This is a genomic window from Thermostichus sp. MS-CIW-23 (genome assembly GCF_054059455.1).
Genome location: NZ_JBSSCC010000050.1, coordinates 1 through 16,556, shown reverse-complemented (window position 1 = coordinate 16,556; position 16,556 = coordinate 1). Strand labels below are relative to the sequence as shown.

The 16,556-nt window shown below is 57.6% G+C and carries 13 protein-coding genes and 2 pseudogenes; 8 read left to right on the top strand and 7 right to left on the bottom strand.

What is annotated here, in order from left to right:
• Positions 1-101 precede the first annotated feature (101 nt).
• The 4 genes from ACVW0B_RS13030 (at position 102) to ACVW0B_RS13015 (ending at position 4,177) form a co-directional block, all read left to right on the top strand.
• On the top strand, positions 102-995 hold the full coding sequence (locus ACVW0B_RS13030; protein ID WP_457491891.1) for a prephenate/arogenate dehydrogenase: 894 nt from the start codon (positions 102-104) through the stop codon (positions 993-995).
• Positions 996-1,075: 80 nt separating this feature from the next.
• Positions 1,076-1,825 carry a cytochrome c biogenesis protein CcdA gene (locus ACVW0B_RS13025; RefSeq protein WP_457491890.1) on the top strand — a complete coding sequence of 250 codons (750 nt, stop codon included), beginning with the start codon at positions 1,076-1,078 and terminating at the stop codon, positions 1,823-1,825.
• A 111-nt stretch (positions 1,826-1,936) separates the two neighbouring features.
• Positions 1,937-3,325, top strand: coding sequence for a cytochrome c biogenesis protein (locus ACVW0B_RS13020; RefSeq protein WP_457491889.1), 1,389 nt, complete (start codon positions 1,937-1,939; stop codon positions 3,323-3,325).
• 591 nt (positions 3,326-3,916) lie between these two features.
• On the top strand, positions 3,917-4,177 hold the full coding sequence (locus tag ACVW0B_RS13015) for a ferredoxin-thioredoxin reductase variable chain (RefSeq protein WP_414416427.1): 261 nt from the start codon (positions 3,917-3,919) through the stop codon (positions 4,175-4,177).
• Here the strand turns inward: ACVW0B_RS13015 and ACVW0B_RS13010 are convergent.
• The gene (locus ACVW0B_RS13010) at positions 4,174-4,647 is read right to left on the bottom strand and encodes a globin family protein (protein ID WP_011432275.1); all 474 of its coding nucleotides are present in this window, start codon (positions 4,645-4,647) and stop codon (positions 4,174-4,176) included. The genes ACVW0B_RS13015 and ACVW0B_RS13010 overlap by 4 nt on opposite strands.
• Before the next feature lie 260 nt (positions 4,648-4,907).
• Between ACVW0B_RS13010 and ftsH the strand changes: the two genes are divergently transcribed.
• Positions 4,908-6,824, top strand: a complete 1,917-nt coding sequence (gene ftsH, locus ACVW0B_RS13005; protein ID WP_414332108.1) for an ATP-dependent zinc metalloprotease FtsH — start codon at positions 4,908-4,910, stop codon at positions 6,822-6,824.
• A gap of 116 nt (positions 6,825-6,940) precedes the next feature.
• Here ftsH and glgP read toward each other — a convergent pair whose 3' ends face one another.
• From glgP to ACVW0B_RS12990, 3 genes are all read right to left on the bottom strand, one after another.
• Positions 6,941-9,142, bottom strand: a complete 2,202-nt coding sequence (gene glgP / locus ACVW0B_RS13000) for an alpha-glucan family phosphorylase (RefSeq protein ID WP_457491888.1) — start codon at positions 9,140-9,142, stop codon at positions 6,941-6,943.
• A 451-nt stretch (positions 9,143-9,593) separates the two neighbouring features.
• Complete coding sequence (locus ACVW0B_RS12995; RefSeq protein WP_457491887.1) at positions 9,594-10,778, bottom strand: SpoIID/LytB domain-containing protein; 1,185 nt, start codon at positions 10,776-10,778, stop codon at positions 9,594-9,596.
• Between the two features lie 273 nt (positions 10,779-11,051).
• Positions 11,052-11,567 (bottom strand): nucleoside deaminase, encoded by a 516-nt coding sequence (locus tag ACVW0B_RS12990; RefSeq protein WP_457402867.1) that lies wholly within the window; start codon positions 11,565-11,567, stop codon positions 11,052-11,054.
• Between the two features lie 230 nt (positions 11,568-11,797).
• On the opposite strand from ACVW0B_RS12990, the gene ACVW0B_RS12985 reads away from it, so the two are divergent.
• Together ACVW0B_RS12985 and ACVW0B_RS12980 are read left to right on the top strand one after the other, a co-directional pair.
• Entirely contained in the window at positions 11,798-13,039 is a 1,242-nt protein-coding gene (locus ACVW0B_RS12985; RefSeq protein WP_414406470.1) for an HhoA/HhoB/HtrA family serine endopeptidase, read from the top strand.
• A gap of 67 nt (positions 13,040-13,106) precedes the next feature.
• Complete coding sequence (locus ACVW0B_RS12980) at positions 13,107-14,711, top strand: serine/threonine-protein kinase (RefSeq protein WP_457491886.1); 1,605 nt, start codon at positions 13,107-13,109, stop codon at positions 14,709-14,711.
• A gap of 35 nt (positions 14,712-14,746) precedes the next feature.
• Here ACVW0B_RS12980 and ACVW0B_RS12975 read toward each other — a convergent pair whose 3' ends face one another.
• The 3 genes and pseudogenes from ACVW0B_RS12975 to ACVW0B_RS12965 all read right to left on the bottom strand — a co-directional run.
• Positions 14,747-15,088: a hypothetical protein gene (locus ACVW0B_RS12975; RefSeq protein WP_414331053.1), complete on the bottom strand. Its 342-nt coding sequence runs from the start codon at positions 15,086-15,088 to the stop codon at positions 14,747-14,749.
• Positions 15,066-15,875, bottom strand: coding sequence for a hypothetical protein (locus tag ACVW0B_RS12970; protein WP_457402860.1), 810 nt, complete (start codon positions 15,873-15,875; stop codon positions 15,066-15,068). The genes ACVW0B_RS12975 and ACVW0B_RS12970 overlap by 23 nt, the downstream gene beginning before the upstream one ends.
• 389 nt (positions 15,876-16,264) lie before the next feature.
• Positions 16,265-16,417: pseudogene (locus ACVW0B_RS12965) on the bottom strand (NAD(P)/FAD-dependent oxidoreductase); the annotation flags it as partial.
• Between the two features lie 61 nt (positions 16,418-16,478).
• On the opposite strand from ACVW0B_RS12965, the pseudogene ACVW0B_RS12960 reads away from it, so the two are divergent.
• A pseudogene (locus tag ACVW0B_RS12960) lies at positions 16,479-16,556 on the top strand (IS5-like element ISSoc13 family transposase); the annotation flags it as partial.

The window sequence follows — 16,556 nt, the reverse complement described above, 5'->3', positions numbered from 1 at the left end:
GTCAGGACTTGGGTCATGGTTCTATCATAACTTCCGCATTCCTCCCGACACTGACCCTACGGGTACAGTGCGGGGCTCCTGCGATTTCTAGCTGAGATACTATGCGCATTGCCATTGTCGGGTTGGGGTTGATTGGCGGATCCCTGGCCCTCAAACTGACCGAAAAGGGATATCCCGTCTGGGGGATAAGTCGCAACCCGGCCACCTGCAAACAGGCTCTGGAAAGGGGCGCTGTTCAAGGCTGTGGAACAGAGTTGGCCCAGTTGGCTCGCTTTGATCCGCAAATGGTGCTGATCTGTACCCCTCTGGAGCAGGTGTTGGCCACGCTAGCCGCCCTGTTGCCTTATTTGTCGGCAGAAACCGTGGTGAGCGATGTCGGCTCGGTTAAGCAGCCCATCGTTGCTCCGGCAACCGAATTGTGGCCCTGGTTTGTGGGGGGGCACCCCATGGCCGGCAAAAGCCTGCAAGGGATCCAAGCGGCAGAAGCTGACTTGTTTCGGGGGCGGCCCTACGTGCTCACTCCCATCGCCGAGACCCAACCTCAGGCTCTCGATGCGGTGAAAGAACTGATTGCTGCTGTTGGCGCAGAAGCTGTCCTCACGGATCCCGCACGCCATGACCGAGCGGTGGCCTGGATCAGCCATTTGCCAGTTATGGTCAGCGCCAGTTTGATCGCAGCGGTTAGCCAAGAAGGGGATCCCGCGATTCTGGAATTGGCCCGCACCTTGGCCAGCAGCGGATTCCGCGATACCAGCCGTGTTGGCGGAGGGATCCCGCAATTGGGTTTGGAAATGGCCCGCCACAACCGACAGGCGCTGCTGACTGCCCTGAGCAGCTACCAAGCTCAGCTGCGACAGATAGAGCAGTTGATCGCTGGCGAAAGGTGGGACGAATTGCTCCTGGTGCTGCAACGAGCTCAACAGGAATGGCAGCAGTTCCCGGTCAACCATCCTCGCGGAATTCCTCACAACCTGCGCGGTGGGAATGGACAGTAGACGTACTCCCCCAAGACTGGGGATCCCAGGGGGGCGGGGGAGTTCATGCTACCTTGGGCTTATGTTGACAGATTGAGCTTATGTTGAATGCGGCTCAGCTCTGGCTTTACCACCTAGAACAATGGGCAACTGAGCTGGTGCAGTTTCAACTGCAGCACCTTTCTCCCGTTAGTCTGTTGGTGGTGGGTCTGGCGGGCTTGCTCACCAGTCTTTCCCCCTGCACGTTGTCTATGCTGCCGGTGACCATCGGCTACATCGGCGGCTACACCCCCGCTTCTGAGGAAACGGCTGGGGAAGGGCGGCGGCAAGTTTGGGCTCAATCTTTGGGTTTTGCGGCTGGGGTGGCTTTTACCCTGACCCTGCTGGGTTTGTCGGCAGCTTTGCTGGGTCGCGTTTACGGACAAACCGGATCCTTCGGGCCTGTTGTGGTGGGGGGAATTGCTATTTTGATGGGGCTGAACTTGTTGGAGGTGATCCCCCTGCGTTTTCCCGATTGGTTTAACCGCCTCGAGATTCCCGGGAAATGGCCCAGGTTAGGTCGGGCAGTGTTGCTGGGGTTAACTTTTGGCCTGGTGGCCTCTCCCTGCAGTACGCCGGTTTTGGTGGCTTTGCTGGCTTGGGTTTCCACCACAGGGCAGCCATGGGTAGGGGGTGGGCTGCTGCTGGCTTACGGGCTGGGATTGGCCTTTCCTCTGCTCCTGGCGGGGGTGTTTACCGGAGCGGTGAAGCAACTGTTGGCCTTGCGGCGCTGGTCGGGCTGGCTCACCTACGCCAGTGGGGTGATGTTGGTGGGGTTCGGCAGCGTAACGATCCTGTCGGCCTGGGTCTAAGGGATCCCTGCTGCTGCAGGCTAAGATGGGGCTACACCTACAGCACCCTGTTGGGGACTGCACCTTGCCTGGCAAGAGCAGCGGTCTGAATCTTAAGCCGACAAACTTCTCATGGTCATATACTCTCTCCCGCTTGCCCGCTGGGTTTCCTCGCTGCGGCGGTACTTTCGTCATGAGCTGCTGCCGCTGCTGGCGGATCTGCGCCTGGCCATTGGCCTTTTGTTGGCGATTGCGGTCTTGAGCGCCACCGGCACGGTAATTGAGCAAGAGGAAACAGCGGCTTTTTATCAAGCCCACTATCCAGAGCATCCGGCCCTGTTTGGCTTTCTCACCTGGCGGGTGATCCTGAGCTTGGGATTGGATCACGTCTACCGCACCCCTTGGTTTCTGGCCATTTTGATCCTGTTCGGCAGCAGCCTTATCGCGTGTTCCTTTACGCGCCAGTGGCCAATGCTCAAGGTGGCTCGCCGTTGGAGCTATCTCACCCGTCCGCAGTCTTTTCAGCGCCTGCCGTTTCGGACGTATCTGCCTCAGCAATCCTTACAAGGTCTGCCGGAGCGGTTGCGCCGACAGGGCTATCTGGTGTTTCAGGAGGGCCATTACCTCTACGCCCGCAAGGGGTTAATCGGCAGGATCGGCCCCATCTTGGTGCATGTCAGCATGCTGCTGATCTTGCTGGGGGCGATTTGGGGCAGCATTAGCGGCTTCAAGGCCCAAGAACTCATTCCCAGCGGCGGCGTGGCTTCCATTCAACACTTGACCGGCGCAGGGGATCTGGCTCGCGCTCACTTGCCTACCTGGCAAATTCGGGCCAATCGCTTCTGGATTGACTACGCTCCCGATGGCCGTGTCAAGCAGTTTTATTCCGACCTCTCGATCTTGGATCAGGGTCAGGAGGTTAAACGTCAGACCATTTCCGTCAACCATCCTCTCTCCTACCGGGGTGTGACCCTTTACCAAGCCGATTGGAGCATCGACAGCATCCGCATCCGCATCAACAATAGCCCCACTTTTCAAATCCCGGTGGTGCCGGTGCGCACCGAGGCAGGCAACAAACTCTGGGGCGCTTTTGTGCCCACCCAGCCGGACATGAGCCAGGGCCTCACGCTGCTGCTGCCGGATCTGCAGGGGACAGCCCTGCTCTACGACACTGAAGGGCAATGGATGGGATCCCTGCGCCAAGGCATGAGCTTGGCCCTCGACGAGGTCGCTCCCCAACGCTTCCCCAACCCCCTCACTCTGTATCTGGATGAGGTGATCGGCGCTACCGGACTGCAAATTAAATCCGATCCAGGGATCCCTGCGGTGTATCTCGGATTTGGGCTGTTGATGGTGGGGGTGGTGATGAGCTACTTCAGCTACAGCCAAATCTGGGCCTTGCAAACGGAGACGGGGCTCTACTTGGGGGGCAAAACCAACCGGGCCTTGGTTACTTTCGAGCGAGAATTCGACCGCTTGGTGGAGCATGCCTCTAACCCCCAAAACCCTGAACTTTGCTGAATTTACTGAGCTTTAGGCGGTTTGGCAAAAGTCATTGAGAGGGATATAGTAGACCAAGTTTCCCCCTGATCCTTGAGTCCACCGCAACGGTTGCCGGGAAGTGAAGGGGGAAAGCGCTCGGGGGGTATTCCTCAGGGCTTTGCGGGATACCGCCTTCCTGCTCAGAGATAGGCAGGATGCGATCGCTTCTTTCCTGAACCATGTTCAGGAGAGTTCGGCGTGAATATATCAGCAACAAAAGGTCGCCTTCTCTCTTTCCCAGATCCCGGTGGAAGCTGAGATTGGCTAGACGCAGCTTTTTCCGGCGAAACCAGCCTCCTGCCCAATAGGGATCCCATCTATACAACCCAGGGATCCAGTGAGCGGCGCTGTTGGCTCCAGAGGGATCCCATTGGTTGAGACGGGCTTTCTCTGGGTTGACTTTGAGGGGATGTTCTGGGGCTTCCCAACATGAAGATGACCCTGAGGAAAATACAAACTACTGTTTCAGTTTCCACATACTTCTCCACATCTCGAAGGTTTGCTTAGAGATTGAGCTAGAGTGTTTCCAGTGGGTTCCTGTGGTGGGCCGCCTTGTTAGGAGGGCAAGACATGAAAGTTGGAGATCGGGTGCGGGTGCGTACCAGCGTGATTGTCTATCACCACCCGGAACATCGCAATCAACCTTTTGACCTCAAAGGTATGGAAGGGGAACTGAAGGCCGTGCTTCGAGATTGGAATGGCCGCCCGATCAGCGCCAATTTTCCCTTTCAGGTGCAGTTTGGCAACAAGTTCCGTGCCCATCTCCAGGCTGATGAGCTGGAGGTGGTGGAGTCGGCTGGTTCTGGAGAGTCTGCTGAGACGGCTGCCTAGTTGAGGCCCAACAGCGTGCGGTTGGTTTCCAGAATCGGCCTGATCAACTTGGTTTCTTCGGGGGTGAGGTAATTGGCTATCACTTCTTGTAGGAAGCGATAGGTGGCCTCGCAACTGCGTTGGGTGCGGAAGGCCCGCATTAAGGTCTGGAACCAGTAGAGAAATCGATCTTTGTAGCGTTGCTCATCGTCCAGGAGCATGGCCAAAGCCGAGAGGCGCAAAACCCGCACGGTGTCAGCCTTCCACTTGTTGCTGAAGTCTTCCACCCCTCGCATGAGCAAGTAGGGATCCAGCGCGCGCATTTTCATCTCCACATCCCGGATGATCTGGGCCTCCGCCGCCTGGATCTTGCGATAGGCGCTCAGGCGAAGGTCAAAGGAGGCTAGGTAGGTCTCCATGAACTGCAGCTCCTCATCCCTGAGATACCGTCCGTCGGCAGCGATGCTCAGTTCGCGCAGTTGAGTCAGCATAGGGATCCCTGGGCAAGCTGGAATGAGAATGGAAAAAACACCACCTGTTCTGACTGACGGTCCAGCCTTGGTCTCTCAATCCTATCCCCAAACTCCCGGCCAGAAGAGGGGAATTGCAGGGATCCCCGGCAACCCTCTCAGTCAGGTTAATATTAATTAACAGTCTGTTGCTGCAAGAACCCACTCGACCCCAGATTGTTACCCACAAGTCGCCATCTGCGAGTTCGATTCAAAAACACCCTTTGGGAGGAAACACTTCCGTGAGTCAGAAAGGTAAAAACAAGAAATGGAGAAGCGCGGGGTTATATGCGCTACTGGCCATCGTCTTGATCTCTTTAGCCACCACCTTCTTGGGTACCCGCCCGCCTGAGCGTTTGGAGATCAGCTACTCCGACCTGATCAGCCGCGTCGAACGGGGCGAGGTCAGCAAAGTTTTGGTGGAGACGGCCCCGGATGGTCGCCAAGTTGCCATTGCCGAGGCAGAAATCAACAACCGCGCCACCCAAGTGCAGGTGAATCTGCCCCCCCTTACCCCTGAGTTTGAGAACACCCTGGTTGCCAACGGGGTGGAGCTGGCGGTACGCCCTGTTCAAGAGGAGGGGCTACTTGGGCGCATTCTCAGCACCTTCTTCCTGCCGGTTTTGCTCTTGCTGGGGCTCTTTTTCCTGCTGCGGCGGGCTCAAAATGGCCCAGGCAGCCAAGCTCTCAACTTCGGCAAATCCAGGGCGCGGGTGCAGATGGAGCCGAAAACCCAAATTACCTTCAACGATGTGGCCGGCATCGATCAGGCCAAGCTGGAGCTGGCAGAGGTGGTGGATTTCCTGAAAAATTCAGAGCGCTTCACAGCTTTGGGAGCCAAGATCCCCCGCGGGGTGCTGCTGGTGGGCCCGCCCGGCACCGGTAAGACCCTGTTGGCCCGCGCCGTAGCCGGAGAGGCGGGTGTGCCCTTTTTCTCCATTTCCGGCTCCGAGTTTGTGGAGATGTTTGTTGGGGTGGGGGCCTCGCGGGTACGGGATCTGTTCGAGCAGGCCAAGCAAAATGCTCCCTGCATCGTCTTCATCGATGAAATTGATGCAGTCGGTCGCCAGCGGGGAGCTGGCTTGGGAGGTGGCAACGACGAACGGGAGCAGACCCTGAACCAGTTGCTCACCGAGATGGACGGTTTTGAGGGCAACTCCGGCATCATCGTCATTGCGGCCACCAACCGACCGGATGTGCTGGATGCGGCGCTGCTGCGGCCCGGTCGCTTCGACCGCCAAGTTACGGTGGATCGCCCCGACTTCCAAGGCCGCCTGGAGATCCTCAAGGTGCACGCCCGCGGTAAAACTCTGTCTGCGGATGTGGATTTGGAGAAGTTGGCCCGCCGTACTCCTGGGTTTACCGGCGCCGATTTGGCCAACCTCCTGAACGAAGCAGCCATTCTGGCTGCCCGCCGCAACCTCACCGAGATCTCCATGGACGAGATCAACGACGCGGTGGATCGGGTGTTGGCCGGCCCAGAGAAGAAGGATCGGCTGATGAGCGAGCGGCGCAAGGAGTTGGTGGCCTACCATGAGGCGGGCCATGCCCTGGTGGGATCCCTCTTGCCCAACTACGATCCCATCCAAAAAGTGACGATCATCCCCCGGGGACAAGCAGGTGGCCTCACCTGGTTCATGCCCAGCGATGACGACATGGGGCTCACCACCCGTGCCCATCTGAAGAACATGATGACTGTTGCCTTGGGTGGGCGCGTGGCCGAAGAAGTGGTCTATGGAGAGTCGGAGATCACCACAGGGGCAGCCAGTGACCTGCAGCAGGTGGCCCGCATCGCCCGCAACATGGTGACCCGCTTCGGTATGAGCGATCGCCTGGGAAATGTAGCCCTAGGTCGCCAGTACACCAACATTTTCCTGGGCCGGGAAATCGCCGCAGAGCGGGATTTCTCGGAGGAAACAGCGGCCCTCATTGACGAAGAGGTGCGGCGGCTGGTGAACGAGGCCTACCAACGGGCCACCTACTTGATTCGGGAAAACCGTGCCCTCTTGGATCGGATCGCCCGTCGTTTGGTGGAGGCCGAAACCATCGATGGGGAAGAGCTGCAGGCCATCATCGACAACTCTGAGGTGGTGATGTTGCCCCCCGAAGAGGAGCCAGAGCCGCTGACTCTGCCTATGGCTGTCAACGCCAGCGCCTAGTCTCTTTTCCCCAAGCGCAAACCCGAGATCCCCGCTTTTCCTCATTGAGGAGGGGGGATTCCAATGTTTTGCCTGATGTTATTCCCGCTCTCCCTCTGGGAGAGGGGGAGTCCACCCTAGCCGGCAACAGCCGAACCCAACAAAGTCCGGCTCGCCTCTGCTTCCAGGGGCTGAGGCTCGTAGATTTTCAGCACGTACTCGGCTACCATGCGGTCGGTGTTGAAAACGGGGTTGAGCGTGCGGATGGCCTCCTTCATGCGGGCAATCCAACGGCGCGGGATCCCTTTCTCATCCCGGTCGTAGAACATGGGGATTACTTCATACTCCAACAAGTCGTAGAGGGAGTTGGCGTCCAAGTCGTCTTGGGCAGCGGGATCCAGACCTTCGATTTCTTGGCCAATAGCCCAGCCATTGCGACCGTTGTAACCCTCCGGCCACCACCCATCCAGCACCGACAAATTCAATCCCCCACTGAAGCCCACCTTTTGCCCTGAGGTGCCAGAGGCCTCCAGAGGGCGTCGCGGGTTGTTCAGCCACACATCAACCCCCTGCACCAAATTGCGAGCGACATAGGCATCGTAATTTTCGATGAAGGCGACCCGGTTGGCCACCTCAGGCCGGTTGGACCATTCCACCACCCGCTGAATCAGGCGCTTGCCCCCTTCGTCCCGGGGATGGGCCTTGCCGGCAAAGATAATTTGCACAGGGTGCTCTTTGTTGGTGAAGATGCGGGTAATTCGCTCCAGATTTCGCAGGATCAAATCTCCTCGCTTGTAGGTGCTGAAGCGGCGGGCAAACCCAATCGTCAAGACCTTGGGATCCAGCAACTGGTTGACCGCTTGGATGCGCTCGTTGCTTTCGCCGCGATTGCGCCGGGCCCGCAACACCCGGTGGCGGGTGAAAGACACCAGCCGCTCCCGCAGAGCTTCTTTGCGCCGCCACAGTTCTTCATCTGGGATCTCTTCCACCTTGGCCCACAGTTCCGGGTCTGACACCCGCTCCGGCCAATCGGGGCCCAAGTACTGGTCGTAGAGGTTCCAAAAAAGAGGGGAAACCCAGGTACGGGCGTGAACCCCATTGGTAATGGAGCTGATGGGCACCTCATCCACCGATCGCTCGGGGTAGAGCACACGCCACATTTCGCGAGAAACCCGTCCGTGGAGCTTGCTTACCCCATTGGCCGCCCGCGCATACCGCAAAGCCAGGACTGTCATGTTAAAGTGCTCCCAGGGATCCCCGGTGCGCCGAGCTCCCAAGGCCAAAAATTGTTCCCGCGTCAGGCCCAGTTGTGGCCAGAAAGAGGCAAAAAAGGCATCCATTTCATTGGGGCTAAAGGCATCGTGGCCAGCCGGCACTGGTGTATGGGTGGTAAACACGCATTTTTCCCGCACCTTGGCCTCCGCCGTCTCGAAGGGGGTGCCCCGCGCCACCTCCTCCCGCAGCAACTCCAGCGTTAGGAAAGCAGCGTGCCCTTCATTCATGTGATAGACCATGGGATCCAAACCCAACTGGCGCAGCAGGCGCACCCCACCGATACCCAGGATGCACTCTTGGGCAATGCGAGTATCGGTGCTGCCCCCGTAGAGGTGGGCGGTAATCCAGCGATCGATGGGGTCGTTCTCCGGCAGGTCGGTGTCCAGCAGAAAGAGCGGCACCCGGCCCACGTCTGCTCGCCAGGCCCGCGCCTTCACCAACCGCTGCCGCATCGCCACTTCCACCAACAGAGGGCTGCCATCCGGCTGGCGCACCAGAGTCAACGGCAGAGACTCAAACTCAGAGTCTTCGTAAAGCTCCCCCTGCCAGCCATTGTTGTCCAGGCGCTGTTGGAAGTAGCCCTGACGGTAGAGCAACCCGATGGCCACCAGGGGCACTCCCAAATCCGAGGCCGACTTGAGGTGATCGGCAGCCAACATACCCAGCCCGCCAGAGTAGGTGGGCAAAGACTCGTGCAAGCCGTATTCGGCACAGAAATAGGCGATGGGACGCTGCCAGTCGTAGGTTTTCATGGTGCGCTTGGCCCAGGTATCCTCAGCCGCCATGTACTGCCGATAGGACTGCACCATCCGGTTCAACGTGTTGAGGTAGTTCACATCGGTGGCCAAGGCTGCCAACCGCAAGTAGGAAACCTCCTCCAGCATGCGCACCGGGTTGTGGGAGGTTTTTTCCCACAGGGCGGGATCCATTTCCCGGAAAATGGTGAGGTGATCGGGGTTCCAGGTCCACCAATAGTTGCGGGCGATCTCGCACAGGGGCGTGAGCGCTTCCGGCAGCACCGGACAACGTTCGGGAAAAGCAGGAGCTAAGGTGGCAATGGACATAGGACAGATACCTGGGGTTAAAGTTATGGGCTCGAAAAAGAAGAGGTAGAGGTCGATCCTGGTAAACGTATCTCAATTATTATTGAGCCGATCCTGAGGATTCTGAGGGGGGAATTCAAGATCTCTACAAAATCTTCAGGGGACGTAACCCAAATTTTCCAGGGCTTCTCCCGATCTTGCCACAGCAGCGCGGAGCCTTCAAAAACAGGGGTCGCAGGCAGCCCAGCTTTCGATTCCGGCAGAAGCTGCCCGTCTAGAAGCTGCCCGTCTATCGTAAGAGATGGTGCAACATTAGAGTTAACTCAAAGTTAACAAAATCTACAGAACCCCAACGAACCCTTGGGAAACCCCTCCGGTTTAATTAAAATGCTGCTTCTCATAAGCTCTTAAAAACTGCAGCTACTTTTGCTACCAATCGATGATTTTGTTGGCTTCTCCTTGAAGTTGAGCCTTAACGTCCTTCCACCACTGCCAGACTGGTGTTGCGGTAGTAGTGGCTGAGGATCTGTTGGTAAGAGTAGTTTTGGCTGGCCAGGGCGGCAGCTCCCCACTGGCTCATGCCCACCCCGTGCCCGTAGCCCCGCCCCTGAATCTCAAAGAAAGCCGGGAATGTCCCTGCCACAGGAGCCAGGCTGGCCGTAGTGGTGGCCTCCCCGCGCGGGCTAATGGCAATCTTTGTGCTGCGCAACCCAAGAGCCCGACGAAAATCGCCGGCATTGAGATCTTTGATCCCTTGGGATCCCGTCAAGCGCACCGTGATTGCCCGTCCCCACGGGGAGCTGCGCAGCACCTCAACAGAACGAATAGCCCCGATCCCGGCAGCCAACTGCTGAATCTGCTGGGCAGGAACGGTGGCCGTCCAGCTAAACACGGGTGAGTGGTGATCGAAATCGGGCACCCCCTGCAAGTAGGGCCGCGATTCTAACCAGACGTTGCCTGCATCATCTGTATGTCCCCCCGCAGAGGAGTGGAAAACCGCATTGATCAACTGCCCCTGGTAGATGAGAACCTGCCCGGCGGTCTCACGGGCAGCCGCTTGGGTACGGCTGGATTCGGCAGCCACTCCCTTGTAAACCTGCCAATCAATCCCGTTTCCTAAGTCAAAAGGCTGCTGGGAACGGCGACTGCGGTGGTAGAGGGCATAGGTGCGGGAGGCCACGGCTTGGGCTTTGAGAGCCTCCATGGGAAAACGGTGTCCCATCTCGCTGCCCACCACGCTGGAAACGTAGTCCTCCAAGCCAACTTGGTTGATGGCAATCACCCCACGCTCGCCGGGGATCAACTCCACCCAGCCGCGGTACCAATTCTGGTCGATAAACACTAACCCATCGGAGGTGGTGGGCTGTAGGTAAAGACGTTCTCCCTGTTGGCCGGCCAAACTGACTGCTGAACCCGAACGGCTGGCCTGCAGCGGTTGCATGGCCTGCACCTCTGCCAGCGGCTGTCCCTGGGCATTCAATAGGCGGGCCCCGGTAGAGCTGCCGACGGTGACCTGGGGCTTGTTGACGGCAATACCTACCCGCAGCAGCACCCGTGCCTGCACCGGAAAGGTCAAGCACAGCCAAGCCCAAACCAGAAGGGCAATACTCCTAAGCCAAGCTGATGGGAGAGGAGAAAAGGAGAGGGCAATAGTCACACACCAATCCTCTGTGAAAGACTACCCGCCGCTGGGCATAGCCAGCGAGGGATCCCAGACAAGTCGGGTTTTGAGAATCCAGGCATAGGGCCGACGCACCCTCAACAACCCAAGCGGCCACCGTTGGGCTCAAGAGATCCCGCACTCGGAAAGCCTTTTTTGAGGCTGGTGCGGGATCCCGGGCAAGGGCCAGCCGAACCCGTTATGACAGTATCAAAAACATCCTGCAGATGCACGACTTCAACCCAGAATTTTCCGCCCCCAGTCTCTCGGTCAGGATTCAGCCGGCTCAGAGGGGATCCCGCGGCGGCGGCAAAACCACTGCTGCAATAGGCGTCGACACTCGACCTCGCAAACTCCGCCGATGATCTCCGGGCAATGGAAGCTGGCGGCAGAAGCTGGCAAATTGAGTACACTGCGCAAAGCCCCGGCCTTGGGATCATCGGCGCCGTAGATTACCTGGGCCAGCCGCGATTGGCTGATGGCCCCGGCACACATGGGGCAAGGCTCAAGCGTGACGTACAGCCGACAGCCCCGCAGTTGCCAATCTCCCAGCCGTTGCCCTGCCTGCCGTAGGGCCAGAATCTCCGCATGGGCCGTGGGATCCCGATCCCGTTCCCGCCGGTTGCTGCTCAAAGCCAGCAACTTTTCCCCTGGCCCCACCACCAGAGCGGCCACCGGCACCTCTCCGGCTTCTCCCGCTTGCTTAGCTTCTCGCAAGGCCAACTGCATCCAGGCGCGGTGGCGCTGCCACGGATCCCGCCCTTGTGGCTCGGAGGAATGGAGCATACTCGGATCCCCGATCATTTTGGGCGTTTCGAGCACTGCCTCTGTCCGCAAGATTTGCTAGGGTAAGCACACATACCCCGAACATCCAAAAGTAAAGAGTAGGAATCAAAAGTAAAGAGTAGGAATAGATAGAATAGACCAGGAGTGAACTGGGTCTTGATGGCGTAAGTCGGGGGAGCGGGTTCACGCCTTTTGAGTCTTGGCGATACGGCTTAGCTTTGGGAGGGAGCATGGCGCGGATTCTACGGCATACACTTTTGGCGATGGCTCTGTTTGGTGGAGGCGTCGCAGGTGGGGTCTGGCTATCGTCTCGAGCGGGGCAGGAGTGGTTACAGCAAACTCCCCTGGTCACTTGGACGCGACGGGCCAGTGAGGGAGTGGGATCCCTTTTGCCCTGGTCTGAGCCCCGCCCTGAGGCTGCGAATTCTGCCCCTCCCGCCGATGCCGTCCGGCCTTCTAATTTTATTGCCGCCGTTGCCCAAAAGGTCGGCCCAGCGGTGGTGCGCATCGATGCCACCCGCACCGTGTCGAGGGGGGTCAACCCAGAACTGTTCAACCAGCCCCTGTTTCGCCGCTTCTTTGGGGATCAACTACCGCAGTTGCCGCAGGAGTTTCGGCAAGAAGGCACCGGATCGGGGTTTATCATCGACGCCAGTGGCCTGATCCTCACCAACGCCCATGTGGTGGAAGGCAGCGAGCGGGTCAGGGTTCATCTGCTGGATGGGCGCACCTTTGAAGGGGAGGTGAAGGGCTCAGATCCGGTTACCGATATCGCAGTGATCAAAATTGAGGGGGAGAATCTGCCCACGGTTACCCTGGGTAACTCTGACTTGGTGCGACCAGGGGATTGGGCTATTGCCATTGGCAACCCGCTGGGCCTGGACAATACCGTAACTGCCGGGATCATCAGTGCTGTTGGGCGCTCCTCCGGGCAAATTGGGGCTGTCAACAAGCGGGTGACTTTCCTGCAAACGGATGCGGCCATTAACCCCGGCAACTCGGGCGGCCCGTTGCTGGATGCGGAAGGCCGCGTGATTGGGGTGAATACGGCCATCTTCCAGCGAGCTCAGAGCGTCGGCTTTTCCATCCCCATCAACCGCGCCATGGAAATTGCCGAGCAATTGATCCGGAATGGTCGGGTAGAGCACGCTTTCTTGGGCATTCGCATGATCACCCTCAACCCTGACATTGTGGCGCGCCTCAACCGCGACCCCGCTCGTCCCACCACGCTGACAGTGGAAGAAGGGGTCTTGATCGGGCAGGTGATTTCGGGATCCCCGGCTGAGGAGATTGGCTTGCGGGAGGGGGATGTGATCACTGAAATCAATGGGCAGGCCATCCGCGATGCCGAGCAGGTGCAGCAGTTGGTGGAAGCCGCTGGGGTGGGCAATACGCTGACGCTGCGGGTCATCCGAAATGGACAGGCACGCACCTTCCAGGTGAAAACTGGAGTGCTGCCCTCGGACTTCTAGGGGGCTCCATAGGCCAGCAACTCTCTGATCCCTGTGACAGAATGGCAGTAGGGGCAGGGATCCAGATATGGCTTGGGCAGTTGGTGAACAATTGCAAGGGGGACGCTACCGCATCGAGGCCGTTTTGGGGGAGGGGGGCTTCGGCATCACCTACCGGGCCTGGGATAGCGTTCGCGCCGACCAGGTGGTTATCAAAGTTTTGAACGACAGCCTTCGTGAGGATCCCGACTATCCCCACTTCCAGCAGAACTTCATGAACGAGGCGCTGCAACTGGCCCGCTGCCGCCACCCCCATGTGGTGAAGGTGGAAGAGGTGATCTGGGAGCAGGAGCGCTGGTGTATTGTGATGGAGTACATCCGCGGCCAGACTCTGCACCAGCTTCTGCGGCAAAAAGGGCCGTTGCCCCTGCCGGAAGCCCTGCGCCTGACGCAGGAGGTGGGATCCGCCCTGATGGCCCTGCACGAACAGGGGATCCTGCATCGGGATGTGAAGCCATCCAACATCATGGTGCGGGAGGGATCCGGGCAGGCAGTTTTGATCGACTTTGGCCTAGCTCGCGGCTACACCCAAGGTCTGATCCAACGCCACACCTCCTACGGCACCGATGGCTATGCTCCTCTAGAGCAATACGACAGCTTGCGCCGCCGCGGCGCCTTCACCGATGTCTACGCCTTGGCAGCAACCCTCTACACGGCGCTGACGGGGATGGTGCCTATGTGTGCGCCAGTGCGGGCCACAGGCCGCCAGTTGGATACCCCTCGCAGCCTTAACCCCAACATTCCCGAGGTTGTGGAGGCTGCCATTCTCAAAGGGATGGCTCTCCACCCAGAAGAGCGCCCGCAAACCATGGCCGAGTGGCTGGCACTGTTACCGGCAGAAGCCTCTCAACAAGGGAGGAAGCCGGTTGCTTTTGAGCCAGCCATCCGCACCCAAGAGCTGAGGGAGCTGGAGCAGATCTTGGCCCAGCCTCCACAACCCCAAGACGAGCTGGAACAGCTCCTGTCCCGGCACTCGGCGGAAGAGCTAGAGCAACTGGTGGCACCTCCCACCCCTGCCACTGCCAAAAAAGCTGGAAGAGAAGAGGGATCCGGATCCCTGATTTTTCCTGAGGTCTGTCCAGAGGAGAGAGGGAAGGGGGGATCCCTGCCCGGAACTCTCTCTTGGCCAGAGTGGGTGGGGGAAGCAGCCCCTGCCTTGCAAGGTCTGTGGGATCGGCTGCGAGCGGGGCAGTGGGGGGAGGCGGATCGCTGGACGACAGCCCTGATGCTGAAGCTTGCTGGGCGCTCGCAAGTGGGCTTTTTTGATCCCAAGGATGTTCAGGCCTTCCCCTGCCCCATGCTGCGGCTGATTGACCAACTGTGGGTGCGGGCCAGCCATGGGCGCTTTGGCTTTAGCGTTCAAAAGCAACTGTGGCAAGGATGCGACCCCGGAGGAACCTCAATAGGCAGATCGCGATCCTTCTCCGCCTTGCCCCGCGAAGAGTGTATGGGGGAAGCCGTGGGTTGGCGGATCCAAGGTCGCTGGCTGGGGTACGGCGAGCTCAAAACCAGCCTGGATGCACCGCCAGGACATCTGCCTGTCGGCTTTTTTTGGGGCTACTCGGGTGGCTTGCGCTCGGCGCTGCTGACGCTGGATCGAGTGGTGCTGAAAAAGCTAAAAGCCTGTTTCTAAAAAACCTGGCTTGAAATGACTAAAATGGGTAGCCATCAATTCTTGAAAGGGGAGATGCTCTTTTCTTGTGGGTTTTCGCGAATAGCTAGACCCAAGTGAATCAATGCCGTCTCAACGGTATTGACCTGCTCTGCTAAAGTTTTCCACCCTCTTGCCTTTAAGCCATAACATTTGCCAAAGTAAGCTCGAGCTGCTGCAAAGGAAGCAAAGGTTTTTTTAAGAGTCGCTACGGTCCAGGGCTTGGCATTCAGCCGCAGCCAATTTCGTTGACCTTGCTGCTGTTGCTCGGTGATGAGTTGGTCTGTCAAGCTAACAAGCTCAGCATAGTTGCGCCGCGAGGTCGCGATTGCCGTTTCAAGACTCTCGATGAGACCCATGGTTGTTCTCCTGAGGCAACTTCCCTTGATAAGACTCCTGTTCTTTCTCCTGAAGCAACTTTCTAGAACCGGCAGAGAGCAAGTTGGTTTCAAAAACAGACTTGATGTTGTTCAGGTAACTTTGCAGTAAGCTCTTAACCCATAGGATGGGAATTTGGTTTACCGCATTCTGAAGCTGGTCGAAGAGATGCTTGAGCTGCTTCAGAGCTACGATAGCATGACCGAGAACTTCTTGCGCTTGAAGCTGCTCTTCCACAAGCTCTCTCATTCTGTTGGCTAGCCGCTGATTCTCAAGTTCTTTCTCGGTGAGCAAACTAAGAGCTGCTTCCTCAGTCTCGACTATTTTAAATTCAAGTTTTTGGTTCTGCTCTTCCAGAAACTCAATCTGCTTAGTTAGTAAATCCGCCTCAACCCTAAAGCTAACACCTCTATTCGCTGGAAAGCTAATAAGTAGGTCGCTGTACTCTTGCTCTTGAAGCTGCAGCTCTCTGAGTACAGGCTCTGCTAGTTCGGATAAGACTTTGTGAGCTAATCCTACTTTCAAAGTATCTCCGCCGCCGTGTCCGGGAATAGGAATTCTTAAATCACCCCGAACAGCCTGCGTGCTATGTCTGGCACGTCGCTGAACAATTTCCCAGCCCCACTCTTTTGCTTGACGCAAAATATCCCGTTTTCGCCAATTCCTTGGAGCCTGAATAATGGCTTGGATATTTCTCTGCTGCTCTATAATTTCATTAATTTCATTTCGCCTCTTGATGAGATACCCTAGCTCTTCTTCGTCGGACATATGATAACATCCTTAGATGAGACTTTCACACTTAGCCTATCCGGTCTTTACGGAGACTAGGGGAAAGTTATGCGGCAAAGCCTTACATCTCAAAAAACATTGATACTAAGAAATATTTTGTAGCTTTGTCCGCGATCTTCCTCAGTAATTCCCAGGACAATCTAGAGGCAGTCAGACTTGGTTCTGCTTGCGAAAAAGGGTGAGTGGCTGGGGTTGGGGAGCTTACAGCCGGCTTGGAAGGGCCAAAAATCACCTGCCGGTGGGCTGTTCCGCGAATACTCAGGCGGCCTGCGCACGGCGCTGCCGATGCTGAAAAGGCTAAAAGCCTGCCTCTAAAAAAACTCCCCTCTCCCAGAGGAGAGGGGTCAGGGGCGAGGGATCCAAGAGCCTTAGTAGCGATGCACCAACTTGTTGATGGGCTTGAAGATGTCTGCCTCAAACTTTTTGCCCTTGAGCATGCGGTTCCAATAGAGCCAGGGTAATAGATGCACCTTGGCTAGGTACATGGAGTAGCGCTCCCGCGTTGGGTCCAGGGGGAAGGAGGGAGCTAGGTCGTGTTGATCTTATGTTAGGATAGAGAGAATGATTTATAGAGGAAAGAGGATGAAGTTGGTTTTTTTAGATGAAAACAAATGGCAGAAGATATTGGCTTTTTTACAGACAGAAGAGAGAGTTAACATT